Origin of the sequence: Streptococcus sp. TATVAM-FAB8 (assembly GCF_046592795.1) — a bacterium.
Classification (GTDB): Bacteria; Bacillota; Bacilli; order Lactobacillales; family Streptococcaceae; genus Streptococcus; species Streptococcus ruminicola.
Window position 1 is genome coordinate 14,465 of record NZ_JAWVPQ010000008.1, and the last position, 24,563, is coordinate 39,027.

A 24,563-nucleotide genomic window follows, 5' to 3' on the forward strand; every position below is an offset into this window, starting at 1 on the left:
ATAAGAAGTGAGAAGTGAATGATAACAAGTAAATACAATTGGAAAAACATTGAAAAAGAGCCAGATGATGGCTTTTTTGAAGTGACAAAAAAAGAAAATATAACGGCATTAGCCAGCAAAATTCTATACAGTCGAGGCATTGATAATGGCGAAAAACTAGCTCAATTTTTATCAAATGATTTATCACAACTTCATGATCCATATTTGTTGCATGATATGGACAAGGCAGTTGCTCGCATTCGTCAAGCTATTGAAAATTACGAACAGATTTTGGTTTATGGTGACTATGATGCCGATGGCATGACAAGTGCTAGCATTATGAAAGAAGCTCTTGAAATGCTAGGGGCTGAGGTTCAAGTCTATCTCCCTAACCGATTTGTTGATGGCTATGGACCAAATGAATCGGTCTATAAATACTTTATTGAGCAACAACAGGTTTCTTTGATTATTACGGTGGATAATGGCGTAGCTGGGCATGAAGCTATTAGCTATGCACAAAGTCAAGGAGTAGATGTCATTGTTACTGACCACCATGGCTTACCAGCAGAGCTTCCAGACGCATTTGCCATTGTACATCCAGAGCATCCGGAAGCGGATTATCCGTTCAAGTATTTAGCAGGATGTGGCGTAGCTTTCAAAGTTGCTTGTGCCTTGTTGGAATCAATTCCCACAGAAATGCTAGATTTAGTTGCTATCGGAACGATTGCCGATATGGTTAGTCTAACAGATGAAAACCGTATTATGGTTAAGGTTGGTCTTGAAATGCTCAAGCAGACCGAACGCATTGGTTTAATGGAACTAATGAAAGTATCTGATATTGACATGTCAGATGTTAATGAGGAAACTGTTGGATTTAAAATTGCACCGCAGCTAAATGCTCTTGGTCGTCTAGATGATCCAAATCCAGCTGTTGAGTTATTGACTGGCTTTGATGATGAAGAAGCGCTAAGCATTGCGCAAATGATTAATGCCAAAAATGAAGAACGTAAAGAAATCGTTCAAAAGATTTATGACGAAGCCATGGGCATGGTTGACCTTGATAAGCCTGTTCAAGTGTTAGCAAAAGAAGGCTGGCATCCAGGTGTTCTTGGGATTGTCGCTGGTCGTATTTTGGAGCATATTGCTCAGCCAGTTATTGTCTTAAACATTGAAGACGGCATGGCAAAAGGTTCTGCTAGAAGTATTGAGGCTATCAATATCTTCCATGCGCTTGATGAACACCGTGATTTATTTGAAGCCTTTGGTGGACATGCTGGTGCAGCTGGGATGACCTTGCCCGTTGATAACTTAGAGCAATTGTCACAGGTCTTATGTGATTACATTGCTGAAAATGATATTAATTTAGCTCAGAAAAAGACTTTGATCATTGATGAAGTGCTAGACTTGTCAGAAATTGACTTGGACACTGTTAAAAGTCTTGAGAAGATTGCACCTTTTGGGATGGATAATGCTAAGCCAGTCTTTGAAATCAAAGACTTTACCGTTAAACAAGTACGTACCATGGGGCAAAATGGTGCCCACTTGAAGTTAAAAATTGCTCAAGGAAGCACGGCAGTAGACCTTGTTGCCTTTAATCAAGGTCACTTGGTGCAAGAATTTCAACAAGCACAGAATCTCTGTCTTGCCGTTACCTTGTCAATCAACAAATGGAACGGGCAAACCACTGTTCAGTTGATGCTTGAAGATGCGCGTGTTGACGGCGTTCAGTTGATTGATATTCGTGCCAAAAATGCCAGTCTTCCTGAACGTGTTCCTGTTTTGAGCGAAGACACTAGTGCCAGTGAAGTGGTTGTGCTAGATATTCCTGAGAAGGCTGAAGAACTCAAATCCCTTTTTGTCGGTCGACAATTTGATGCCGTTTATTTTAAAAACCACATCAAACGTGCCTATTATTTGACAGGGTATGGAACTCGTGAACAATTTGCTAAATTGTATAAAACCATTTACCAATTCCCTGAATTTGATGTTCGTTATAAACTAAAAGACTTGAGTCAATACCTCAATATCCCAGATATTTTGCTGGTGAAAATGATTCAAATCTTTGATGAATTAGACTTCGTAACCATCACAGATGGTGTTATGGTTGTTAACAAAGATGCTCAAAAGCGTAGCATCTCAGACAGCCAAATCTATCAAAACCTGAAACAAGAAGTGAAGTATCAAGAACTTATGGCACTTGGCACTCCGCAAGAAATCTATGATTGGTTGATGGATAATAATTAAGAAAACTATGACAAGTTTTAGCTTGTCGTAGTTTTTTTGTCGACTAAAAGTAAGCGATTGCTAAATATTTGTTTTTCTATTGAGACAGAATTATAATATGGTTATGTAGGGATGATTCGCTACAAAATTGTTAATAGCTTATTGAATTTTCTTGTAATAAGGAGGTTTCTTATGTGTACTGCGATTACTTATACAACTAAGGATAGTTACTTTGGTCGTAATCTTGATTTGGATTTTTCATACAATGAAACGGTGACTATTTGTCCTAGAACTTACCCATTCTCGTTTAAGCATAAGGGGGAAAATAAGGACCACTATGCCATGATTGGAATGGCGACGGTAGTTGCTGATTACCCACTTTATTACGAAGCAGTTAATGAAAAAGGTTTAGGAATGGCAGGTTTGAATTTCCCTGAAAATGCCGACTATAAAGAAGTGGCAGAAGGAAAAGACAATCTGGCATCTTTTGAATTGATTCCATGGTTCTTATCACAATGCCAATCTGTTGCTGATGTTAAGAAACTTTGCCAAAATCTTAATGTGACAAATGAAGCTTTCAGTGCTGATTTTCAACCAAGTCCTTTGCACTGGTTGATTGCAGACCGCAATGAAGCTATTGTGTTGGAATCTGTGGCTAGTGGTCTTAAGGTTTATGATAACCCAACAGGTGTTTTGACGAACAACCCAACATTTGACAAACAATTATTTAACTTGAACAATTACCGTCACCTTTCACCAAAAGTTTCCGACAATCTTTTCTCTACAGAAATTCAATTAGATACTTACAGCCGAGGAATGGGTGGACTTGGTTTGCCTGGTGATTTGTCATCAATGTCACGATATGTTAAAGTAGCCTTTACCAAATTAAATTCAGTAGCAGAAGATACTGAAGCATCTAGTGTTAACCAATTCTTCCATATTTTGAAATCCGTTGAACAACAAAAAGGATTATGTTACGTGGATGAAAGCGGCAAATACGAATACACCATTTACAGTTCATGTATCAATACAGAAAAAGGTATTTATTACTACACAACTTACGATAATTCACAGATTACAGCTGTCGATATGCATAAGGAAAATTTGGATGATAACAAGTTAGTTACTTATCCATTGATTAAAGATTGGCAAGTGAATTACCAAAATTAAGATCTTAAAAATTTATTACCTAAATTCCCTTCCTTTTTTCGAAAAATATGCTATAATGAAATGTAAAACATTTTTTGGCAAAAAGCCCATAGAAAGAAGAAAATGGATTTAAAAAATTATATCGCTACAATTGAAAACTATCCTAAAGAAGGAGTCACTTTCCGTGATATTTCTCCTTTGATGGCAGATGGAAATGCTTATAGCTATGCTGTTCGCGAAATTGTACAGTATGCTACTGACAAGAAGATCGACATGATTGTTGGTCCAGAGGCACGCGGATTTATCGTAGGATGCCCAGTTGCATTTGAACTTGGAATTGGTTTCGCACCAGTTCGTAAACCTGGTAAATTACCACGTGAAGTAATCTCAGCTGATTACGAAAAAGAGTACGGCATTGATACACTATGTATGCATGCTGATGCTATCAAACCTGGACAACGTGTCCTTATCGTTGATGACCTTTTGGCAACAGGTGGTACTGTGAAAGCTACTATCGAAATGGTAGAACGCCTTGGTGGTATCGTTGCTGGATGTGCTTTCCTTGTTGAATTGGACGGATTGAACGGACGTAAAGCACTTGAAGGTTATGATACGAAAGTCTTAATGAATTTCCCAGGATAATTATAGCTAAAAACTATAACTACCTAAAGAAATTATATAATTGAAAACTATATCTCCATCTTTTATAATATTACTTAAATATAATATTATAGAGTGGAGATATTTTCATGCCAATAAAACTTGATAAAGAATTACCGGCCTTAGACATTTTGCGCAAAGAGAATGTCTTCATCATGGATAATAAGCGAGCAAAGCATCAAGATATTAGACCGATGGATTTTCTCATCGTTAACTTGATGCCGACAAAAGAAGTGACAGAAACACAACTCTTGCGTTTGCTAGCCAATACGCCTTTGCAGATTAATGTTGAATTCCTCTATATGACTAGTCACGAGTCAAAAAATACAACGGCTGAGCATTTAGAAACCTTCTATAAAACTTTTGCGGATGTTAAACACAAGTATTATGATGGGTTGATTATCACGGGTGCTCCAGTTGAAACCTTGGCTTATGAGGAAGTGGATTATTGGGATGAATTGTGCCAAATCTTTGATTGGGCAAAATCTCATGTCTATTCAACCCTGCACTTGTGTTGGGGAGCGCAAGCTGGGCTCTATTACAAATATGGTATTAAGAAGGTTTTGCTAGAGGAAAAATTATCAGGCATCTTTTCTCAAAATGTCAAACAACCTTCTAATCCGATTGTCCGTGGGTTTGACGATTGCTTCATGGCGCCGCATTCTAGGTATACAGAAGTTCGTCATGAAGATGTTGCTAAGGTTGATCGATTAGAAGTAATTGCTGAAGGTCCCACAGTTGGTTTGTCTATCGTAGCTAGTAAAGATTTGCGCGAAGTTTATAGCTTTGGACATTTGGAATATGACCGTGAAACTTTGGATCGTGAGTACAAGCGTGATGTTAAAGTTGGAAAAAATCCTAATGTACCTGCGCATTATTACGTCAATGACGATCCTGAGCAAGATGTTCCGATGAAGTGGAACTTAGCGGCAACAACTTTCTTTAGTAATTGGATTAATTATGCTGTTTACCAAGAGACGCCTTATCAGTTGGAGCAATTGGAAAAAGAACCATCTTTTTACGGTTACTTGTGATGAGGTGATTGTCGGTCAAATCTTGCTTTATCTTTGTCAGGTTCAGTTTTAAATGTGATGATTTTTTAGGAATATATTATGAGTTATTTGGAAAATTATAAATCAGGCAATCTTGTATTGCCGAGTGCTCTTCTCTTTCATTACAAAGACATTTTTAAACGTGCAGATGATTTTTTGATTTGGCAGTTTATTTATCTCCAAAACACGACTAAGATGGATGATTTGGCACCTAGTCAAATTGCTAGCGCACTGAATAAAACAGTGGCAGAAGTTAACCGCTCGATTTCTGATTTGACTGCTCAAGGTTTGCTTGATATGAAGACTATTGAACTTGGTAGTGAAATCGAAGTGATTTTTGATGCTAGTCCTGTTTTAGCCCTTTTGGATAAATTAGTATCTGAACCAAAACAAGTTCCTGAAAAACAAGATGTAAATCCTGTGAAAGAACTTGTCGAAGATTTTGAACGTGAGCTAGGTCGTATGCTAAGTCCATTTGAATTGGAAGATTTGCAAAAAACTATTCGTGAGGATAAAACAGATCCTGATTTAGTGCGCGCTGCCCTACGTGAAGCGGTCTTTAATGGTAAGACAAACTGGAATTACATTAATGCCATTTTGCGAAATTGGCGTCGTGAAGGCATTACAACAATGCGCCAAGTTGAGGAACGTCGCAAAGAGCATGAAGATTCAAAAGCAGGTAAAGTCAATGTGTCAGATGACTTTTTGGCTGCAATGGATTTGTGGAGTGACTAATGAGAGTTGGACGTGAGCGTTTAAAGAAAATCTTAGCTATTATTGGTGATATGTATCCAGAAGCGCGTGGCGAGTTGGAATGGGAGACGCCATTTCAACTGCTTATCGCGGTGATTTTGTCTGCTCAAACGACGGATAAAGCAGTGAATAAGGTAACTCCAAATCTTTGGAAACATTACCCAGAAATCGAGGATTTGGCTAAGGCAAATTTGGTTGATGTTGAGGAGTGTTTGCGAACTATTGGACTTTATAAGAACAAAGCTCGAAACATCATTAAGACAGCAAGAGCGATTTTACAAGACTTCGATGGGCAAGTCCCTAAGACCCACAAGGAGTTAGAAACCTTGCCAGGAGTGGGACGAAAAACAGCTAATGTTGTGTTAGCAGAAGTCTACGGTATTCCATCAATTGCTGTGGATACGCATGTGTCACGCATTGCTAAGCGCCTGAATATTTCTGCACCAGATGCTGATGTTAAAGAAATCGAAGAAGATTTGATGAAAAAAATTCCAAAGAAAGATTGGATTTTGACACATCATCGCTTGATTTTCTTTGGACGCTATCATTGCTTAGCTAAAAAGCCTAAATGTGATATTTGCCCAGTTCAAGCTTATTGCAAATATTATAAAGACAATGTGAAAACTAACTAAGCAGCTCACTTGAGTTGCTTTTGTTATGCTTTTGTAAGGAGAAGTTGTTTTTGATATAATTAAAAAGAATGATATTTTAGAAGGAAGAATTATGCAAACAGTATTATCTAAGCGTCTAGCTGCCGTAGCAGAATTTGTACCGCAAGGAGCACGCTTACTAGATGTCGGAAGTGACCATGCTTACTTACCGATTGCCTTGATGGAAGAGGGAAAAATTGATTTTGCCATTGCTGGTGAAGTTGTCAAAGGTCCATATGAATCAGCAGTTCATAATGTTGCTGGTGCAGGTTTGGCAGATAAAATCGTTGTGCGTTTGGCAGATGGTTTGGCAGCCTTTGAAGCATCAGACCAGGTAACAACTATTACGATTTGTGGTATGGGCGGCGGCTTGATTGCTGATATTTTGGCGGCAGGAGTTGAAAAATTAGCAAGTGTAGACCGCCTCATCTTGCAACCTAATAATCGTGAAGATGAGCTTCGTGCTTGGTTGATGAACAATGGCTTCAAACTTGTCACCGAAGAAATTATGACAGAAAATGATAAATTTTATGAAATCATGGTTGTTGAACACGGACAAATGACTTTGTCAGAGACAGACCTACGCTTTGGTCCTTTCTTGAACCAAGAAAAATCAGCTGTCTTCAAAGCACGTTGGCAACGAGAATTGAAAAAATTAGAAATCGCTTTGCCTCACGTTCCAGAAAATCGTGTCGATGACCGCGCAGCTATTTCACAAAAAATGACAGCTATCAAGGAGGCTATCAATGAAAGCAAGTGAAATCATTGAACGCTACGAAGCATACTGTCCACGTGAGCTTTCTATGGAAGGAGATATTTCTGGTCTCCAAATTGGAACTCTTGATAAAGAAGTTAAGCGCGTGATGATTGCTCTAGATGTGCGAGAAACAACAGTTGCTGAAGCAATCGAGAAAAATATTGACTTGATTATCGTTAAGCATGCTCCTATTTTTCGTCCACTAAAAGACCTTGTGGCGACTCCCCAAAATCAGATTTACCTTGACTTGGTAAAACATGATATCGCCGTATACGTGAGTCACACAAATATCGATATTGTGCCAGATGGTTTAAATGATTGGTTCTGTGAGCTGTTAGACATTACCGATACAGAGATTTTAAGCCCTACGGCTGATGGTTACGGGATTGGTCGAGTTGGAACGATTGAGGAGCAAACTTTTTCAGAATTTGCTCTTAAGGTTAAAGAAAAATTCAACTTAGATAGTGTTCGTTTGGTCGCATACGGAAACCAAGATAAGCTCATTAATCGTGTGGCTATTTGTGGTGGTAGTGGTCAAAGTTTTTATCGTGAAGCAATGGCAAAAGGGGCGCAAGTCTACATTACTGGTGATATTTACTATCATACTGCTCAAGAGATGATTACAAACGGTATGCTTGCTATCGACCCAGGGCATCATATTGAAGTGCTCATGGTTGATAAATTACTTGAGAAATTTAATGCTTGGAAAAATGACAATCATTGGTCAGTAGATTTCATTGCCAGTGAGGCAGAAACAAATCCGTTTTATCATTTATAAATAATTACTGACATTTGTCAGTAATTTTCGTTAAAAGCTTGTAAAATTAGGAAATTTAGTGACAGCATTTGCAAAAAATGATAGAATAGTTCTGATAATTGATAATTTATTAATAAAGAGGGAGACCTAACTATGAAAGGTATTATTCTTGCAGGAGGTTCAGGAACACGTTTGTATCCTTTGACTCGTGCGGCTTCAAAACAACTTATGCCAGTGTATGATAAACCAATGATTTATTATCCACTATCAACATTGATGTTGGCAGGTATCCGAGATATTTTGATTATCTCAACACCAACAGATATTCATCGTTTTGAAGAACTACTTGGCGACGGTTCAGAATTTGGTATTTCACTTTCTTACGCTGTACAACCAAGTCCAGATGGATTGGCACAAGCCTTTATCATCGGTGAAGAATTTATCGGAGATGACAATGTTGCTCTTGTATTAGGAGATAACATTTACCATGGAGCAGGTCTAAGTAAAATGCTTCAAAAAGCAGCAAGCAAAGAAAAAGGTGCTACTGTCTTTGGTTACCAAGTAAAAGACCCAGAACGTTTTGGTGTTGTTGAATTCGACGAAGATTTCAATGCTATCTCAATCGAAGAAAAACCAGAACATCCAAAATCACACTACGCTGTAACAGGTCTTTACTTTTACGATAACGATGTTGTGGAAATTGCTAAAAACATCAAACCGAGTGCACGTGGTGAACTTGAAATCACAGATGTTAACAAAGCCTATCTTGAACGTGGCGACCTTTCTGTAGAAGTTATGGGACGTGGCTTTGCATGGCTTGATACAGGAACACACGAAAGCCTTCTTGAAGCAGCTCAATACATCGAAACAGTGCAACGTATGCAAAACCTTCAAGTGGCAAACTTGGAAGAAATCGCATACCGCATGGGTTACATCACAAAAGAAGATGTTTACAACCTTGCACAACCACTTAAGAAAAACGAATACGGAAAATACTTGCTCCGTTTGATTGGAGAAGAATAATGACAGAACAGTTTTTTGGTAAAGAATTGGCAGCACGTAAAATCGAAGCCATCCCAGGAATGATTGAATTTGATATTCCTGTTCACGGTGACAACCGCGGATGGTTTAAAGAAAACTTCCAAAAAGAAAAAATGCTTCCTCTTGGTTTCCCAGAATCATTCTTTGCAGAAGGAAAATTACAAAATAACGTTAGCTTTTCACATAAAAACGTTTTGCGTGGACTTCACGCAGAACCTTGGGACAAATACATCTCAGTTGCTGATGAAGGTAAAGTCCTAGGTTCATGGGTTGACTTGCGTGAAGGTGACAGCTTTGGTCACGTTTATCAAACTGTTATCGATGCTTCAAAAGGTATTTTTGTTCCACGTGGTGTCGCTAATGGTTTCCAAGTATTGTCTGATAAAGTATCATACAGCTACTTGGTAAATGACTACTGGGCACTTGAACTTAAACCAAAATACGCTTTTGTAAACTACGCAGATCCAACTCTTGGTATCAAATGGGAAAACTTGGAAGAAGCAGAAGTTTCTGAAGCAGATAAAAATCACCCATTGCTTAAAGACGTAAAACCATTACGTAAAGAAGATTTGTAATAAAAATAAAAAATTAATCAGAAAGGAGTGTTCAGTTTTAAGAAACTGAACACGGGACTAAATCTCTAAGAAAAAAGATAAATCTTCCTAGACGCTTGTCGTCTGCGTCAGATTTCCTATTTTTCTATGAGATTTTTCGCGAGCGAAACGTCCCTTTGTATCTTAATTATGTCTGAATACAAAAATATCATTGTAACCGGTGGTGCAGGTTTCATCGGTTCAAACTTCGTACACTATGTTTACAATAACCACCCAGATGTACACGTTACTGTTCTTGATAAATTAACATACGCTGGTAACCGTGCAAACTTGGAAGAGATCCTTGGTGACCGTGTTGAATTGGTTGTTGGTGATATCGCAGATGCAGAATTGGTAGATAAATTGGCTGCAAAAGCTGATGCGATCGTTCACTACGCTGCAGAAAGCCACAACGATAACTCACTAAAAGATCCAAGTCCATTCATCCAAACAAACTTTGTTGGTACATACACACTTTTGGAAGCTGCTCGTAAATACGATATCCGTTTCCACCACGTATCAACTGACGAAGTTTACGGAGACCTTCCACTTCGTGAAGACCTTCCAGGACATGGTGAAGGTCCAGGTGAAAAATTCACTGCTGAAACTAAATATAACCCAAGTTCACCATACTCATCAACAAAAGCAGCATCAGACTTGATCGTAAAAGCTTGGGTACGTTCATTTGGCGTTAAAGCAACTATTTCTAACTGCTCTAACAACTATGGACCATACCAACACATCGAAAAATTCATTCCTCGTCAAATCACAAACATCTTGTCAGGGATTAAACCAAAACTTTACGGTGATGGTAAAAACGTTCGTGACTGGATTCACACAAACGACCACTCAACAGGTGTTTGGGCAATCTTGACAAAAGGACGTATCGGTGAAACTTACCTTATCGGAGCTGATGGTGAAAAGAACAACAAAGAAGTTCTTGAACTTATCCTTGAAAAAATGGGTCAACCAAAAGATGCTTACGATCACGTAACAGACCGTGCTGGTCACGACCTTCGTTACGCAATCGATTCAACTAAACTTCGTGAAGAACTTGGTTGGGAACCAAAATACACTAACTTTGAAGAAGGGCTTGAAGCAACAATCAAATGGTATACAGATAACCAAGATTGGTGGAAAGCTGAAAAAGAAGCAGTTGAAGCTAACTACGCTAAAACTCAAAAAGTTCTTGATAAATAATTTAAAAAGCCTATCGTATCAAGCCACGCTTGGTGCGGGGCTTTTTTTATCTTTTGAGAAAAAAGCAAAGCTAAGATAGGGTTAATTGAAAAATATCTATAAAAACCTAGAATTATTTTACAAGTTATGCTTTGATTCAAGAATTGTGTTTGGTTTTCTGGTACAATAGAAGAAAACGAGAAAGAAGAGAAAGATGACGAAGTTAGCGACGATTTGTTATATTGATAACGGTGAGGCACTTTTGCTTTTGCATCGTAATAAAAAGCCTAATGATGTTCATGAGGGAAAATGGATTTCGGTTGGTGGTAAACTTGAAGCGGGTGAAACGCCTGATGAATGTGCTAAACGTGAAATTTTTGAAGAAACGCATTTTACGGTTAAGGAAATGGATTTTAAAGGTGTGATTACTTTCCCTGAATTTACGCCTGGTCACGATTGGTATACCTACGTCTTTAAGGTGACAGATTTTGAAGGTGAATTAATTTCTGACGAAGAATCACGTGAGGGTACTCTTGAGTGGGTTCCTTATGATAAGGTGTTATCAAAACCAACTTGGGAAGGTGACTATGAAATCTTTAAGTGGATTTTAGATGATGTGCCATTCTTCTCAGCTAAGTTTACTTATGATGACAAGCAACGCTTAGTCGATAAGAGTGTTACTTTTTATGGCGATAAGTAGTCCTTATTGAAGTTGTCTGAAGAGAGGAGTTTTTATGGATCGTCATCAAGAAAAGAAATTTACGGAGTCTTGGTTTTTTAAATGGGTTTTAAACAGTCAAGCTACTGTGGCAGTTATGGTCACTTTTCTTGTCTTTTTGACCCTTTATTTGTTCACTAAGATTTCATTTCTATTTAAACCTGTTCTGTCTTTTTTAGCCATCATCATGCTTCCTTTGGTGATTTCAGCAATTCTTTACTACCTGATTAAGCCTTTGGTTGGCTTGATTGAACGACGTGGTGTTAACCGAACGGTTTCAATTTTCATTGTTTATGCTATTATTGTGGCTCTGCTTATTTGGGCGGTAGCAAGTTTTATTCCTATGATTGAAGGGCAATTGACATCATTTGTTGAGAATTTACCTGCTTATGTTAAAAGTGTCAACGTTGAAAGTTCTAAACTTTTGAAGAGTCCTTGGTTGGCTAATTATCAGTCAGAATTGCAAGATATGTTGGCTAATATCAGTGATAAAGCTGTTGATTATGCGGAAAGTTTTTCTAAGAATGCAATTGACTGGGCATCAAGCTTTGCTAGCGCCATTGCTCGCGTGACCTTAGCTATCATTATGTCACCGTTCATTCTCTTTTATTTCTTAAGAGATAGTCATAAGATGAAAGAGGGGTTAATTAAGGCACTTCCGACTAGAATGCGTCGTCCAACGTCACGTATTCTTGGAGATATCAACAAGCAGCTTGCTGGTTATGTTCAAGGTCAAGTAACCGTTGCGATTGTTGTTGGAATCATGTTCACAATCTTCTTTAATATGATTGGTTTGCGTTATGCGGCAACTTTTGGTATTATTGCAGGGTTCCTTAATATGATTCCATATCTTGGTAGTTTCTTAGCTATGGTTCCGGTTGTGATTATGGGGATTGTTCAAGGACCAATTATGCTGATTAAGGTTCTTGTGACCTTCGTGGTTGAACAAACGATTGAAGGGCGTTTTGTAGCACCTTTGGTTTTGGGAAGCAAGCTAAGCATCCATCCGATTACCATTATGTTTATTTTGCTAACGTCTGGCTCAATGTTTGGTATTTGGGGAGTGTTCCTTGGAATTCCGGTTTATGCCTCTATCAAGGTGGTTGTTAAAGAAATTTTTGACTGGTACAAAGCTGTCAGTGGTTTATATGAAGAAGAGTTAATTGTAGAAGAAGGAGAAGAAGAATCAAAAGATGTTAAATAGTGAAAAAATGGTTGCCTCAATCCAGAGTCAAGATTTAGAGCACGCTAATAAATATTTTAAACGAGCTTTGAAAGAAGACGATGCTGAGACACTTTTGGAATTGGCAGAGTATCTTGAGAGCATTGGGTTCTTGCCACAAGCAAAAGAAATTTATTTGCAAGAACGTGAAGATTATCCTGAAGTTAATATTAACCTAGCTCAGATTGCGACTGAAGATGGTGACATCGAAGGTGCTTTCTTGTATCTTGATGCTATTTCGCCTGAGAGCGATGCTTATTTGTCTGCTTTGCTTGTTATGGCAGATATCTATGAAATGGAAGGGCTAGCTGACGTTGCGCGTGAAAAACTTCTCCAAGCGAGTCAGATTAGTGATGAACCTTTGGTTATTTTTGGTTTGGCTGAAATCGAAATGGAACTTGGTAATTACAATCAAGCTATCAAAGAATATGCTAAGCTAGATAATCGAGATATTCTTGAAATGACAGGTGTGTCAACTTATCAACGTATCGGTCGTGCTTACGCTAGTCTCGGAAAATTCGAAGCAGCTATCGAGTTTCTTGAAAAAGCTGTTGAGATTGAATACGATGACAATACAATCTTTGAATTAGCGACAATTTTGTATGATCAAGATGAATACCAAAAAGCAAATATTTACTTCAAACAATTGGAGACAATGAATCCTGACTTTGAAGGGTATGAGTATGTTTACGCACAATCTCTTCATGAAGAAAATAAAACTGAAGAAGCACTTCGTTTGGTTCAAAAAGGTTTGGCTAAAAATGAATTTGATACCAATCTTTTGCTCGCAGCATCACAATTTTCGTATGAATTACACGATACCAAACAAGCCGAAAGCTATCTTTTGAAAGCTAAAGACGTAGCGGTTGACGATGAAGATGTTTTGATGCGTTTGACTAACTTGTACTTAGAAGAAGAACACTATGACGATGTTGTTGCCCTTAATCGTGACAACATTGATAATGTCCTTACTAAATGGAACATTGCCAAAGCCTATCAAGCGCTTGAAGCTGATAAAAAAGCCCTCAAGATTTATGATGATTTGGCAACGGATTTGGCAGATAATCCAGAATTCTTGCAAGACTATGCTTATATTTTGCGCGAATTTGGTTATACAGATCGTGCCAAAGATGTGGCTAAACGTTACTTAACCATGGTTCCAGATGATGTCAATATGGTGGAATTTTTAAATGAAGATGAATTTTAAGAGTCTTTTGGCTAGTAACCTGATAACGGTTATTATCATTTTTGTTTTGCTATCATTCTTTGATCAAAGTGGTGAACCACTTCGCAATATTCTTGTGGTATTTGGTGGTTTTATCTTGATGACCATCTATGATTTTGTTAGAACAAGACGAAAAAAATAGAGTAAAAAGCGCGACAATTTCGTCGTGTTTTTTCTTGTAATTTTCAAGAATGTTTTCAATCTTACTTTAGAAAGATAAATAAAAATTTCACAAGCGAAATTTCACAAACTTTTCGTAAAACTATGGTATAATTGATTCATATTTGTGAAAAAATAAAAATTTGTGATTTAGATTTGACTAATTTTATCGCCAGATTTTCTTGAAATTGTGATGTATTGGAACTTTAAAATCTGTTCTTAATTAGTCATCTAAAGACATATAGGAGATAAAATGACTGAACAAAAGCAATATGGGGCTGATCTTGTTGTAGATAGCCTTATTAATCATGACGTCGAATACGTTTTTGGTATTCCGGGCGCAAAAATTGACCGTGTTTTCGATACACTTGAAGACAAAGGTCCAAAATTGATTGTTGCACGTCATGAGCAAAATGCAGCCTTTATGGCGCAAGGTATCGGACGTATCACAGGTAATCCAGGTGTTGTAATTACAACAAGTGGTCCTGGTGTGTCAAACTTAGCAACTGGTCTTGTAACGGCGACTGATGAAGGTGACCCAGTTCTTGCCATCTCAGGACAAGTAAAACGTTGTGACTTGTTGAAACGTTCACACCAATCAATGAAAAACGTTGCGATGATGGAACCAGTAACGAAGTCAGCTGTTGAAGTGCATGACCCAAATACACTTTCTGAAATCATCGCCAATGCCTACCGTGTAGCTAAATCAGGTCGACGCGGCGCAAGCTTTATCTCAATTCCGCAAGACGTTACGGATAGTTTAGTATCTGTAAAAGCTATTAAGCCACTAACTGACCCTAAACTTGGTTCAGCATCTGTTGATGACGTGAACTATCTTGCTCAAGCGATTCGCAATGCTGAGTTGCCAGTTTTACTTTTGGGAAATGGTGCTTCAACACGTGCGGTTACAAAATCAATTCGTAAATTGCTTGAAGCTGTTAAGTTGCCAGTAGTCGAAACTTTCCAAGGTGCTGGTATTGTTTCACGTGAGCTTGAAGAAGATACTTTCTTTGGACGTGTTGGACTTTTCCGTAACCAACCAGGTGATATGTTGCTTAAAAAAGCGGACCTTGTCATTGCTATTGGTTATGACCCAATTGAATACGAAGCACGCAACTGGAATGCTGAAATCTCAGCACGTATCATTGTTATTGACGTGGCTCAAGCTGAAGTTGATACTTATTTCCAACCTGAACGTGAATTGATTGGTGATATTGCTGATACGATTGATTTGCTTTTACCAGCAGTTAATGGTTACACTTTGCCAAAAGCATCAGTAGACTACCTTCAAAATCTTAAGAAAAATGTGGTTGAAGATGTGAAATTTGACCGTGACTCAAATCCTGGTGTGGTTCACCCACTTGATGTGATTGATGTTATGCAAGAAAATATCACAGATGATATGACTGTAACTGTTGACGTTGGTAGTCACTACATCTGGATGGCACGTTACTTCAAATCATACGAAGCACGTCACCTGCTCTTCTCAAATGGTATGCAAACACTCGGTGTAGCACTTCCTTGGGCAATTTCAGCAGCCCTTGTTCGTCCAAATACAACCGTTATCTCTGTATCTGGTGATGGTGGTTTCCTCTTCTCAGCGCAAGAATTAGAAACTGCAGTTCGTCTTAACTTGCCAATCGTTCACATTATCTGGAATGATGGTAAATACAACATGGTTGAATTCCAAGAAGAGATGAAATACGGTCGTTCTTCAGGTGTTGATTTTGGTCCTGTTGATTTTGTCAAATACGCAGAAAGCTTCGGTGCTAAAGGTTACCGTGTTGATAGCAAAGAAGGTTTTGAAGTAACCTTCAAAAAAGCCCTTGCTGAAGCAGAAAACGGACCAGTACTTATCGATATTCCAATCGATTACAAAGATAACATTAAACTTGGTGAAACAATCTTACCAGACGAGTTTTATTAAGCTTGCAATTTAGCTCATTTGGCAATAAAATATTAATGACAGTTAATTTTAAATGACGAAAGTGAAGGAGAATATGTCAGAAGCAATTAAACTTTTTCAATATAATACCTTAAGTGCCCTGATGGCTGGTCTTTATGGTGGAACATTAACCATCGGTGAGCTACTAGAGCATGGTGATTTAGGAATCGGGACACTCGATTCTATTGATGGAGAGTTGATTATTCTAGACGGTAAAGCCTATCAAGCTATCGGTTCAAACGGAAAACCTGAAATTGTTGAGGTTTCTGATGATGTCAAAGTTCCTTACGCTGCAGTTGTTCCTCATCAAGCAGAAGTGATTTTCAAACAACGTTTTGAAATGACAGATGCAGAGTTGAAAAAGCGTATCGAGTCATATTATGATGGGGTGAACTTGTTCCGTTCGATTAAAATTAAAGGGACTTTTTCTAACATGCATGTTCGCATGATTCCAAAATCTGCGCCAAATACAAAATTTGCAGAAGTCGCAACACGCCAACCTGAATATTCACGTGAAAATGTCACAGGGACTATTGTGGGTATCTGGACACCTAAGATGTTCCATGGTGTGAGTGTTGCTGGTTATCATTTACACTTTATTTCAGATGATTTAACCTTTGGTGGTCATGTGATGGATTTTGTGATTTCAGAAGGTGTTGTTGAAGTAGGGCCGGTTGATCAACTTGATCAACGTTTCCCAGTTCAAGACCGTAAATACCTTTTTGCAAAATTTAACATGGACGAATTGAAAGAAGACATCAAAAAGAGCGAATAAATCGTCTAGTTATCGCATATGAAAAAGGCACATTTCTAAAAACGAGTTTATCTTGTTTTAGTAATGTGTTTTTTTACGGATAAAAATGAGATATAGAGTTGATTTTTACTTATATTTATCCTAAAATAAAAGACGTTGTGCATGTGAATCTTGTATCAAGAATTGATAGAATTATAAGAATTGTATGACGATTTCAAACAAATAACAGGAGAATGTATGGATATTTTTCGAAAGACCCCGATGGCGCAAAAGACAAGCCATTTGCAACGACGCCTGGGGCTTGCTGAACTTATCTTTTTAGGGGTAGGTTCGATTGTTGGGACTGGGATTTTCACGATAACAGGAGTAGGTGCTTCTCAATACGCAGGACCTGCGATTACTATTTCAATTATTATTGCTGCTATCTGTGTAACCATGTCAGCTTTATTCTTTGCAGAATTTTCTTCACGCTTACCACATTCAGGTGGTGTGTATCGCTATTTGTATACTGTTTTTGGAGAGTACCCAGCTTGGATTGCAGGTTGGTTTATGATGATTGAATTTGCTGGAGCGATTTCAACGGCAGCCTCTGGTTGGGGAGAGTATTTAAAGGCTTTCTTGAAAACTTTCGGTATTAGTTTGCCGACTGCCTTGAGTGGTCCTTTCAATCCTGCTAAAGGAACTTATATTGATATTGTTCCGGTTCTCTTATTGCTTTGTGTGACTGCCCTTGTTGTGTTAGGGGTTCAAACGGTATTAAGATTTAATTCGGTTTTGGTTATTTTTAAATTAGCCGTTTTGATTATCTTTATCGCTCTTGGTTTGACAGCAATCAATACGCAAAACTGGAGTGATTTTGCACCGTTCGGATTTGGTCAAATTTATGGTGGTAAAGTTGGTATCATGGCTGGTGCATCATTGATGTTCTTTGCTTTCCTTGGATTTGAATCTATTTCGATGGCGGCTGATGAAACCAAAGAACCTCAAAAGAAAATTCCACAAGGTATCTTCTTTTCAATTGGATTGACAACTTTGTTGTATGTTTTGGTAACCTTGGTCTTAACAGGGACAGTTCATTATACAAAATTAAATACGGCTGATGTGGTGCCATTTGTTCTACGTAGCATTGGTTTTCCATTAGTTGGTAATATTGTCTCTGTAGTGGTGATTTTGACACTGGTAACGGTATGTATTTCTATGATGTTTGCCTTGTCACGTGTGATTTACAATGTCAGTTGTGATGGGCTTTTGCCTGAGCAATTCCAAGAATTAACACCGAAGAGTAAAGTACCGAAAAAAGCGACTATTTTTGTCGGGATTGTCACAATGTTCTTCTCAGGGGTCTTTCCTTTGGAAATCCTAGCTTTATTGGTAAATATTGTGACTTTGGCTTATCTTATTTTGCTTGCTTTTGGGGTTATCAAACTTCGTAAAGATTTTGGTGAGCCAAAAGAAGGTGAATTCAGAACACCTTGGGTGCCATTTTTGCCAATATTATCAATTGTGGTTTGCTTTGCTTTGATGACACAATGTAAGCTTGAGACATGGTTTGGCTTTATCATTGCCTTTGTGATTGGAACAATCATTTACTTTGCTTATGGTTACCGTCACTCAAAATTAATTCATAAAACAGAAGAATAAACAAAAAGCATTGGCTTTTAGCCAATGCTTTTTTGCAATCTTAACAGCAACTTATTTCTTATTTTCGATGCGCATGCTATTGATTTTTTCTTCGGTTGGTGTAACGCGAAGTGTTTTTTGACCAGTGTATGTGACAAAACCAGGTTTGGCACCAGTAGGTTTGTTGAGTTTTTTGGCCTCGATCATATCGACTTGGATAAGGTTTGATAGGCGAGCTTTTGAGTAATAGGCTGCCAATTCAGCGGCGTCAGTTTTGACTTCGTCGCTTGGGTTGAGGTTGTCCTTGATGAGTACGTGACTACCTGGAATGTCCTTGGCGTGGAACCAGAGTTCACCTTTTTTCGCCATTTTGAAAGTTAATTCATCATTTTGCAGGTTGTTGCGTCCGACCATGATGATTGTCTTACCATCTGAAGCAAGGTATTGCTCTGGTTTTTTACGTTTGTGACGTTTATCGCGCGTGCGGCGTTTGACAAAACCAGTTTCCACCAACTCTTCACGAATGTCTTCGATATCAGAGATAGAAGCGTGGCTTAGAGCTGTCTCGACGCTTTCAAGATAAGTGATTGTGTGTTTTGTTTCTTCGGTGAGTCCTGTTAAGTGTTTGACAGCTTCTTTTAGTTTTTGGTATTTTTTGAAATAGCGCTGAGCATTTTGGTTAGGGGTCAAACTTTTATCAAGAGCAATAGTGATTTTTTCATTAGTGTAGTAGTTATCAAGTTCCACTTGGTCTTGGTTGTTGGGCACCATTGAGAGATAAGTGGTTAAGAGTTCGCCTTTTTGGCGGAATTCTTCGGCGTTTTCAGTAGCTGCTAATTCTTTTTCTTGTTTTGCTAGTTTTTTGATGTTTTTATCGAGTTCAGTCTGAACACGGTGAATCAAGTCGCTTGATTGTTGGTTGACGCGATCGCGTTCAGCTTTATCTTGATAGAAAACATCTAGCAATTCTGAAAGACTGTCAAATGTTTGACCACTCTTATCAAATGGCACTGCTGCAAATGATTTGTCAGTCATATTTGGCTGGACAGGTCGAGCAAAGAAAGCACGGAACTGTTTGAGTTTGTCATCACTAAGCTGAGCTGCCAAATTTTCAGCGGTATCACGTCCCAAACCTTGGAAGAGTTTTTGAAGATGACGTGGTGCCAAATCCTCGGTTTGTAAGATTTCAAATAATTTTTCATCTGAAACAGTAAATGGATTTTTAGCATCTGTCTTTGGCGGAGCAATGTAAGTTGAACCAGGCAAGATTGTTCGGTAGCTATTTTGTGAGAAACCGATATGTTTGATAGATTCGATAATCTTACTTTCAGCCTTATCAATCAAGATGATGTTACTGTGTTTACCCATGATTTCAACAACCAAGGTAACCTTGATGTTGTCACCAATTTCATTTTTATTTGAAAAGGCGATTTCTAAAACACGGTCATTTTCAATTTGTGTGATGCTTTCAATAACAGCACCTTGAAGGTATTTACGCATAATCATGGTAAAAGTATTAGGTGTTTGAGGGTTTTGAAAGTCTGTTTTAGTAATTTGCAGGCGCCCAAAAACAGGGTGGGCAGAAAGTAACAGTTTATAATTTTTACGGTTATTACGAATGGTTAAAACAAGCTCGTGCTCAAAAGGCTGATTAACTTTTTGAATGCGTCCGTAGAGAAGCTCGTCTTGTAATTCTTTGGTTAAATGGTGTAGGAAAAAACCATCAAATGACATGATTAAAGTTGCCGTAACACTAGCTCATCAAAAGCGATAAGAAGTTTACGACGTCTCCTTTCTAATCTCATGTTTTCAATTCTTCTATTATACCATAACCCTTGCAAAATCTGGACTCTGTGATATGGGAAAGTTTGCCCCTTACGATTTTTTTAATTTTTGAATGATTGCTAGAAGGTCTTGGTAATGTTTATTTTCCATTTTGACGATGGCATAGGTCTTGATGAAAATGTCTTTTAGTTTTTTAGAGCTTGAAATGATATTTGGATTTTCAAGCAGACGTTCAGCGATGTCTTGACTGACAATGGTAATGCCAGTACCTTTAAGCACTTCGTGTTCGATAAGTGAGAGGTTATCGATAGAAATATGGTGTTGGGTTGGCAGCTGATTAATCTTAATAAATTCTTTTAAGAAATTATGGTAGCTGCTGGTCATGTGATAAAGTAAGAAAAGCGATTCTTCACCCTTGTCGAATTTTTCGATGAGCTCTCTTTGCCCGACAATCATCAATTTATCAGAGCGAAGTGGAAGTTTGAGCACACCTTTTTGGGTGTAGCTACCTGACATAATTCCAAGATCAATTTGGTCATCCAAAAGTGCTTGAAAAATCTGATGCGAATTGCTGTAAGTTTGGACATTGAGTTTACGGTTTTCTGGCAAATATTTTTGAATGGCTGACAAATAGGTCTTGAGATAAGAGGTATCAGAACCAAGAATGATACTTTGCTCAAAGGTAGAGTCCAAATTATCAAGCAGGCTGTTAAAAGCAAGTAATGTCTGATTAGCAAATTGATAAATGTCTTTTCCCTTTGGTGTCAGGGAGATTTTTTTATTTTTACGTAAGAAAACCTCACATAAATTACTGTTGATTTCTTTTACACGCTTAGAAACAGCTGGTTGACTGATATTATTAAGCTTAGCGGCTTCAGAGAAGCTCTGTGTTTCATAAATGTCTTTGATTAATTTGAAGTCAAAAATGGATAATTTATAACTAGATTTCATATTTCTGATTTTATCATAAATAAAAGTTATAAACAAGGATTCGAAAATAAAGAAAATAATCACCAAAATCATAAAAAAATAGAAAAAATCCACACATATGTTACAAAACCTAACATAGACTATTGAAATAAAATTCTGAAAATTATAAAATATTGACATCAATTAAGAAAGAGGTCTGCGGTATGGTTGCTTTGGAAGAGGAGTTGGCGACTTTCGATTTGACAGCGAAGTATATGATCGAAATGAAGGGCATTCGAAAAAGTTATGGTAAGCAAGAAGTCCTAAAAAATATCAACCTGTCTGTTAAAAAAGGTGAGGTTGTGGTTTTGATTGGACCATCTGGAAGTGGAAAGTCAACCTTGATTCGAACGATTAATAAATTGGAAAAGGTTGACGGTGGTGAAATTGCGGTTATGGGAAAGAACATTTACGACCTGAATATGAATGACAATTTGCTACGAGAACATGTCAATATGGTCTTTCAACACTTTAACCTTTTTAATAACATGACCATTGCTAAAAATATTGGTATTGGTCCAGAAAAATTACACCGGAAAAGCAGTGAAGAGGTGGATGAAATTGTTTTTCGCTTGCTGATGGCAGTTGGCTTGCTTGATAAGAAAGATGCTTATCCTGAAAATCTGTCTGGCGGTCAGAAACAACGTGTTGCTATAGCAAGAGCTTTGACAATGCAACCTGACATTATTTTATTTGATGAGCCGACTTCAGCGCTTGATCCTGAGATGGTTGGTGAGGTTTTGCAGGTGATGAAAGCTATTGCTAAAAGTGGTACGACAATGATTATTGTGACACACGAGATTGGTTTTGCAAAAGAAGTGGCAGATCGTATTGTATTTCTTGAAAATGGTGAGTTAATCGCAGACATGCTACCTGAAGAGGTGAATCGTTCTTATCCAAATCAACGTGTGGCAAGTTTTTTGAAGCAAATTTTATAAGTTAGGTCTAGGAGAGAGTTATGTTTGGTGGGTTTCTGGAAAGTTATGGTGGATTTATTTTAGATGGTGCCCTGATGACAGTCTTTTTGTCGGTGGTTTCCATGGTTTTAGCCCTGATTTTAGGGGGTGTTGTCACCGCAGCTAGGATGAGTGACAATCTTTTGATTAGTGGATTGACAAAACTTTACATTGAAGTGATTCGTGGTTTGCCGATGCTAGTCATTTTGTCACTCTTCTTTTATGGTTTGCCCATGCTGGGGCTAAATATTCCTAAAAGTACGCTTTTTGGTGTTGATTTAGACCGTTTGATTGCAGCCTTAACGGGTTTAACGGTTGGGGAATCGGTCTTTGTTGCTGAGATTTATCGGTCTGGGATTCAAGCGGTAGATTCAGGACAATTTGAAGGGGCTAGAAGTATTGGCTTTAATAAATTTCAAGCTTATCGGTATGTGATTATCCCGCAGGCGTTTAAAAATATTTTGCCAACTTTGGGAAATGAATTTGCGAATAACATTAAGTCAAGTTCGCAAGCATCGGTAATTGGGGTTGCTGATTTGATGTTTACAGCAAGCACTATTCAGGGGATTTCTTATAAACCTTTTCAAGCGGTGATTGCTGTTGGGATTGTTTATTTGGTTTTTACTTTTTCAACCACACGTATCGTTGCACATTATGAAAGAAAGATGAATCGCAGTGCAGACGAATTAACTTTGCGTGATAAATGGGATGAGCTGGTGCAAACTATTAAAGCTAGTTGGAAGAGTTTGCTTGTGACAGCAGCTTTTATGGTAATGATATTTGGTGCTTTTGCTCTTAATCATAGGGAAACAAACACGGTTGCTGGAAGCATCGAGAAGATTCAGAATTCTGGACAGCTGGTTGTTGCAACTAACATTGGCTACGCTCCTTATGAGTTTTACGATTTGTCATCAGGTCACAAGAAAGCTGTTGGAGTTGACTTAGCTTTTGCCAAGCAATTAGCAAATAAATTGCAGGTGAAATTAGTGGTTAAAAATATGAATTTTGATTCGATTCTAGGAACTATCACGTCAGGAAATGCTGATATCGCCATTGCCGGGATGACAAAAACAAAAGAACGTGAAAAGTCGGTCGATTTCACACAAAACTACGTTAAGCAAATCAATAAAGTTGTTGTTCGTAAAGATTCAGCTCCTCAGTACACTGCGATTGCTGATTTATCACAAAGTTCGATTGCAGTACAAAAATCAACAACGCAAGAAGATGTGGTCAAAGAGGACATCAAACCTAAGCAGATAGTTGCCTTATCAAGTTTGCCAGATGCGTTTTTGAATTTAGCACAAGGTAAAGTGGATGCTGTGGTTGCAGATGATACGGTAGCTGACCAATATATCGCAAGTAACAGTGAATTGACTTATGCTGATATTGATTTACCAGGGACAACTGAGACGGCTATGGCCTTAACTAAAGGCAATCAATCGCTCAAGGCTTACGTGGATAAATTGATTGAGCAAGATAAAAAAGATGGTAGCTTTGATAAATGGATGAAAACCTATAGTGCTTTAGCGCAAAAAAATACGGGAGAAAATGAGTAGGAGGAGATTCTTATGGCAGTAATTGATGGAACCAGCCGTTTACGAAAAGTGTTAATGTGCCGACCAGATTTTCTGGTAAGTGCGGCACCGATTAATGTGATTTCAGAGCAGTACACTGAACCTTTGGACCACGACAAAATGATGCAAGAGTACGGCGCTGTGGTCAAAGCTTACCAGGATAATGGCGTGGAAGTGGTCCAGGTCACTTCTGGTAAAAAAATGCCAAATGCAGTTTTTGCTAGAGATTTTGGAGGTGATGTTAAGGAAGGATATATCTTAGGGCGTTTTAAAAAGCCTATTCGTTTTGAGGAACGTCGTCATTACGAAGACATTATGGCGGGGCTTGGCATTCCAAAAATTGCTGAAGTTACTGAAGGTTACTTTGAAGGGGGTGATTTTGCATTTATTGATGAGAAGACATTAGCGATTGGGGTGATTGATCGCACCAATCTCACAGGTGTTGATGAAATTCGTAAGCAATTAGAACCATATGGTTACAAGGTCTATGCTGTTAAGGCAAATCCAGACTATCTTCATCTGGATATGTGCTTTAACTTAGTGGCACCGAAACTTGCTATTGCTTATGAAGCTGGATTGCCAGAAGATTTTGTTACCTTGGTCAAGGAAAAAGGCATTAAGATTATTTCTGGAACGCAAGACATGATTTTTAAACATGGTTATAACGTTGAAGCTTTGGGAGATAATCGTGTAATGAGTTTAAAACAAAATATTTTTATTAACGAAGCACTTCGCAGTGAAGGCATGGAAGTCATAGAGGTCGATATGACGGAGTTATTGAAAGCAGGTGGTGGCGTGCATTGCATGACTTTCCCGCTTGAACGTTATTAATCACTTTTAATT

The 24,563-nt window shown here is 38.1% G+C and carries 23 protein-coding genes; 21 read left to right on the forward strand and 2 right to left on the reverse strand.

What is annotated here, in order from left to right:
* Positions 1-18: 18 nt before the first annotated feature.
* From recJ to SFC32_RS05795, 18 genes are all read left to right on the forward strand, one after another.
* Positions 19-2,223: a single-stranded-DNA-specific exonuclease RecJ gene (gene recJ / locus SFC32_RS05710; RefSeq protein WP_411049763.1), complete on the forward strand. Its 2,205-nt coding sequence runs from the start codon at positions 19-21 to the stop codon at positions 2,221-2,223.
* A 171-nt stretch (positions 2,224-2,394) separates the two neighbouring features.
* Positions 2,395-3,372, forward strand: coding sequence for a choloylglycine hydrolase (gene bsh / locus SFC32_RS05715; RefSeq protein ID WP_074601613.1), 978 nt, complete (start codon positions 2,395-2,397; stop codon positions 3,370-3,372).
* A gap of 102 nt (positions 3,373-3,474) precedes the next feature.
* Positions 3,475-3,993, forward strand: a complete 519-nt coding sequence (locus SFC32_RS05720; RefSeq protein WP_004231134.1) for an adenine phosphoribosyltransferase — start codon at positions 3,475-3,477, stop codon at positions 3,991-3,993.
* A 107-nt stretch (positions 3,994-4,100) separates the two neighbouring features.
* Positions 4,101-5,045 carry a homoserine O-acetyltransferase MetA gene (metA, locus tag SFC32_RS05725; RefSeq protein ID WP_074559710.1) on the forward strand — a complete coding sequence of 315 codons (945 nt, stop codon included), beginning with the start codon at positions 4,101-4,103 and terminating at the stop codon, positions 5,043-5,045.
* 78 nt (positions 5,046-5,123) lie between these two features.
* Positions 5,124-5,798 carry a DnaD domain-containing protein gene (locus SFC32_RS05730; protein WP_074601616.1) on the forward strand — a complete coding sequence of 225 codons (675 nt, stop codon included), beginning with the start codon at positions 5,124-5,126 and terminating at the stop codon, positions 5,796-5,798.
* Entirely contained in the window at positions 5,798-6,448 is a 651-nt protein-coding gene (gene nth / locus SFC32_RS05735; protein ID WP_411050199.1) for an endonuclease III, read from the forward strand. Before SFC32_RS05730 ends, nth begins: the two co-directional genes overlap by 1 nt.
* A gap of 91 nt (positions 6,449-6,539) precedes the next feature.
* Positions 6,540-7,226, forward strand: coding sequence for a tRNA (adenine(22)-N(1))-methyltransferase (locus tag SFC32_RS05740; protein ID WP_074601623.1), 687 nt, complete (start codon positions 6,540-6,542; stop codon positions 7,224-7,226).
* Positions 7,213-8,001: a Nif3-like dinuclear metal center hexameric protein gene (locus tag SFC32_RS05745; RefSeq protein WP_411050198.1), complete on the forward strand. Its 789-nt coding sequence runs from the start codon at positions 7,213-7,215 to the stop codon at positions 7,999-8,001. Before SFC32_RS05740 ends, SFC32_RS05745 begins: the two co-directional genes overlap by 14 nt.
* Positions 8,002-8,133: 132 nt before the next feature.
* On the forward strand, positions 8,134-9,003 hold the full coding sequence (rfbA, locus tag SFC32_RS05750; RefSeq protein ID WP_039697125.1) for a glucose-1-phosphate thymidylyltransferase RfbA: 870 nt from the start codon (positions 8,134-8,136) through the stop codon (positions 9,001-9,003).
* On the forward strand, positions 9,003-9,596 hold the full coding sequence (locus tag SFC32_RS05755; protein WP_020916519.1) for a dTDP-4-dehydrorhamnose 3,5-epimerase family protein: 594 nt from the start codon (positions 9,003-9,005) through the stop codon (positions 9,594-9,596). The genes rfbA and SFC32_RS05755 overlap by 1 nt, the downstream gene beginning before the upstream one ends.
* A 168-nt stretch (positions 9,597-9,764) precedes the next feature.
* Positions 9,765-10,814, forward strand: coding sequence for a dTDP-glucose 4,6-dehydratase (gene rfbB, locus SFC32_RS05760; protein ID WP_006532368.1), 1,050 nt, complete (start codon positions 9,765-9,767; stop codon positions 10,812-10,814).
* Positions 10,815-11,007: 193 nt separating this feature from the next.
* The gene (locus SFC32_RS05765; RefSeq protein ID WP_074563417.1) at positions 11,008-11,493 is read left to right on the forward strand and encodes an NUDIX hydrolase; all 486 of its coding nucleotides are present in this window, start codon (positions 11,008-11,010) and stop codon (positions 11,491-11,493) included.
* A 34-nt stretch (positions 11,494-11,527) separates the two neighbouring features.
* A complete protein-coding gene (locus tag SFC32_RS05770) occupies positions 11,528-12,715 on the forward strand; it encodes an AI-2E family transporter (protein WP_411049978.1) in 1,188 nt (395 codons plus the stop codon).
* The gene (locus SFC32_RS05775) at positions 12,705-13,940 is read left to right on the forward strand and encodes a tetratricopeptide repeat protein (protein WP_411049979.1); all 1,236 of its coding nucleotides are present in this window, start codon (positions 12,705-12,707) and stop codon (positions 13,938-13,940) included. Before SFC32_RS05770 ends, SFC32_RS05775 begins: the two co-directional genes overlap by 11 nt.
* Positions 13,924-14,100: a hypothetical protein gene (locus tag SFC32_RS05780; RefSeq protein WP_006532428.1), complete on the forward strand. Its 177-nt coding sequence runs from the start codon at positions 13,924-13,926 to the stop codon at positions 14,098-14,100. The genes SFC32_RS05775 and SFC32_RS05780 overlap by 17 nt, the downstream gene beginning before the upstream one ends.
* A gap of 270 nt (positions 14,101-14,370) precedes the next feature.
* Complete coding sequence (gene alsS / locus SFC32_RS05785) at positions 14,371-16,044, forward strand: acetolactate synthase AlsS (RefSeq protein WP_411049980.1); 1,674 nt, start codon at positions 14,371-14,373, stop codon at positions 16,042-16,044.
* Positions 16,045-16,117: 73 nt separating this feature from the next.
* Positions 16,118-16,837: an acetolactate decarboxylase gene (gene budA, locus SFC32_RS05790; RefSeq protein WP_039697121.1), complete on the forward strand. Its 720-nt coding sequence runs from the start codon at positions 16,118-16,120 to the stop codon at positions 16,835-16,837.
* Positions 16,838-17,053: 216 nt separating this feature from the next.
* Entirely contained in the window at positions 17,054-18,457 is a 1,404-nt protein-coding gene (locus SFC32_RS05795) for an APC family permease (RefSeq protein ID WP_411049981.1), read from the forward strand.
* 51 nt (positions 18,458-18,508) lie between these two features.
* On the opposite strand, the gene SFC32_RS05800 is transcribed toward SFC32_RS05795, so the two are convergent.
* Together SFC32_RS05800 and SFC32_RS05805 are read right to left on the reverse strand one after the other, a co-directional pair.
* The gene (locus SFC32_RS05800) at positions 18,509-20,170 is read right to left on the reverse strand and encodes an NFACT family protein (protein WP_411049982.1); all 1,662 of its coding nucleotides are present in this window, start codon (positions 20,168-20,170) and stop codon (positions 18,509-18,511) included.
* A gap of 141 nt (positions 20,171-20,311) precedes the next feature.
* Positions 20,312-21,172: a LysR family transcriptional regulator gene (locus SFC32_RS05805; RefSeq protein ID WP_411049983.1), complete on the reverse strand. Its 861-nt coding sequence runs from the start codon at positions 21,170-21,172 to the stop codon at positions 20,312-20,314.
* A 218-nt stretch (positions 21,173-21,390) separates the two neighbouring features.
* Between SFC32_RS05805 and SFC32_RS05810 the strand changes: the two genes are divergently transcribed.
* The 3 genes from SFC32_RS05810 to SFC32_RS05820 are packed head-to-tail and all read left to right on the forward strand — an operon-like array spanning position 21,391 to position 24,551.
* Positions 21,391-22,128 carry an amino acid ABC transporter ATP-binding protein gene (locus SFC32_RS05810; RefSeq protein WP_411049990.1) on the forward strand — a complete coding sequence of 246 codons (738 nt, stop codon included), beginning with the start codon at positions 21,391-21,393 and terminating at the stop codon, positions 22,126-22,128.
* Between the two features lie 20 nt (positions 22,129-22,148).
* The gene (locus tag SFC32_RS05815) at positions 22,149-23,702 is read left to right on the forward strand and encodes an ABC transporter permease subunit (RefSeq protein WP_411049984.1); all 1,554 of its coding nucleotides are present in this window, start codon (positions 22,149-22,151) and stop codon (positions 23,700-23,702) included.
* 12 nt (positions 23,703-23,714) lie between these two features.
* Positions 23,715-24,551, forward strand: coding sequence for a dimethylarginine dimethylaminohydrolase family protein (locus tag SFC32_RS05820; protein WP_074625917.1), 837 nt, complete (start codon positions 23,715-23,717; stop codon positions 24,549-24,551).
* The last annotated feature ends 12 nt before the right edge of the window (positions 24,552-24,563 follow it).

Excerpts from the sequence above, each read along its gene's own strand:
- rfbA (WP_039697125.1), top strand. The coding sequence starts at position 8,134 with ATGAAAGGTATTATTCTTGCAGGAGGTTCAGGAACACGTTTGTATCCT.
- SFC32_RS05720 (WP_004231134.1), top strand. The coding sequence starts at position 3,475 with ATGGATTTAAAAAATTATATCGCTACAATTGAAAACTATCCTAAAGAA.
- SFC32_RS05740 (WP_074601623.1), top strand. The coding sequence starts at position 6,540 with ATGCAAACAGTATTATCTAAGCGTCTAGCTGCCGTAGCAGAATTTGTA.
- SFC32_RS05730 (WP_074601616.1), top strand. The coding sequence starts at position 5,124 with ATGAGTTATTTGGAAAATTATAAATCAGGCAATCTTGTATTGCCGAGT.
- SFC32_RS05820 (WP_074625917.1), top strand. The coding sequence starts at position 23,715 with ATGGCAGTAATTGATGGAACCAGCCGTTTACGAAAAGTGTTAATGTGC.
- metA (WP_074559710.1), top strand. The coding sequence starts at position 4,101 with ATGCCAATAAAACTTGATAAAGAATTACCGGCCTTAGACATTTTGCGC.
- SFC32_RS05755 (WP_020916519.1), top strand. The coding sequence starts at position 9,003 with ATGACAGAACAGTTTTTTGGTAAAGAATTGGCAGCACGTAAAATCGAA.
- SFC32_RS05745 (WP_411050198.1), top strand. The coding sequence starts at position 7,213 with ATGAAAGCAAGTGAAATCATTGAACGCTACGAAGCATACTGTCCACGT.
- SFC32_RS05805 (WP_411049983.1), bottom strand. The coding sequence starts at position 21,172 with ATGAAATCTAGTTATAAATTATCCATTTTTGACTTCAAATTAATCAAA.
- alsS (WP_411049980.1), top strand. The coding sequence starts at position 14,371 with ATGACTGAACAAAAGCAATATGGGGCTGATCTTGTTGTAGATAGCCTT.
- rfbB (WP_006532368.1), top strand. The coding sequence starts at position 9,765 with ATGTCTGAATACAAAAATATCATTGTAACCGGTGGTGCAGGTTTCATC.
- SFC32_RS05780 (WP_006532428.1), top strand. The coding sequence starts at position 13,924 with ATGAAGATGAATTTTAAGAGTCTTTTGGCTAGTAACCTGATAACGGTT.
- SFC32_RS05765 (WP_074563417.1), top strand. The coding sequence starts at position 11,008 with ATGACGAAGTTAGCGACGATTTGTTATATTGATAACGGTGAGGCACTT.
- SFC32_RS05770 (WP_411049978.1), top strand. The coding sequence starts at position 11,528 with ATGGATCGTCATCAAGAAAAGAAATTTACGGAGTCTTGGTTTTTTAAA.
- recJ (WP_411049763.1), top strand. The coding sequence starts at position 19 with ATGATAACAAGTAAATACAATTGGAAAAACATTGAAAAAGAGCCAGAT.
- SFC32_RS05815 (WP_411049984.1), top strand. The coding sequence starts at position 22,149 with ATGTTTGGTGGGTTTCTGGAAAGTTATGGTGGATTTATTTTAGATGGT.
- nth (WP_411050199.1), top strand. The coding sequence starts at position 5,798 with ATGAGAGTTGGACGTGAGCGTTTAAAGAAAATCTTAGCTATTATTGGT.
- SFC32_RS05775 (WP_411049979.1), top strand. The coding sequence starts at position 12,705 with ATGTTAAATAGTGAAAAAATGGTTGCCTCAATCCAGAGTCAAGATTTA.
- bsh (WP_074601613.1), top strand. The coding sequence starts at position 2,395 with ATGTGTACTGCGATTACTTATACAACTAAGGATAGTTACTTTGGTCGT.
- SFC32_RS05795 (WP_411049981.1), top strand. The coding sequence starts at position 17,054 with ATGGATATTTTTCGAAAGACCCCGATGGCGCAAAAGACAAGCCATTTG.
- budA (WP_039697121.1), top strand. The coding sequence starts at position 16,118 with ATGTCAGAAGCAATTAAACTTTTTCAATATAATACCTTAAGTGCCCTG.
- SFC32_RS05800 (WP_411049982.1), bottom strand. The coding sequence starts at position 20,170 with ATGTCATTTGATGGTTTTTTCCTACACCATTTAACCAAAGAATTACAA.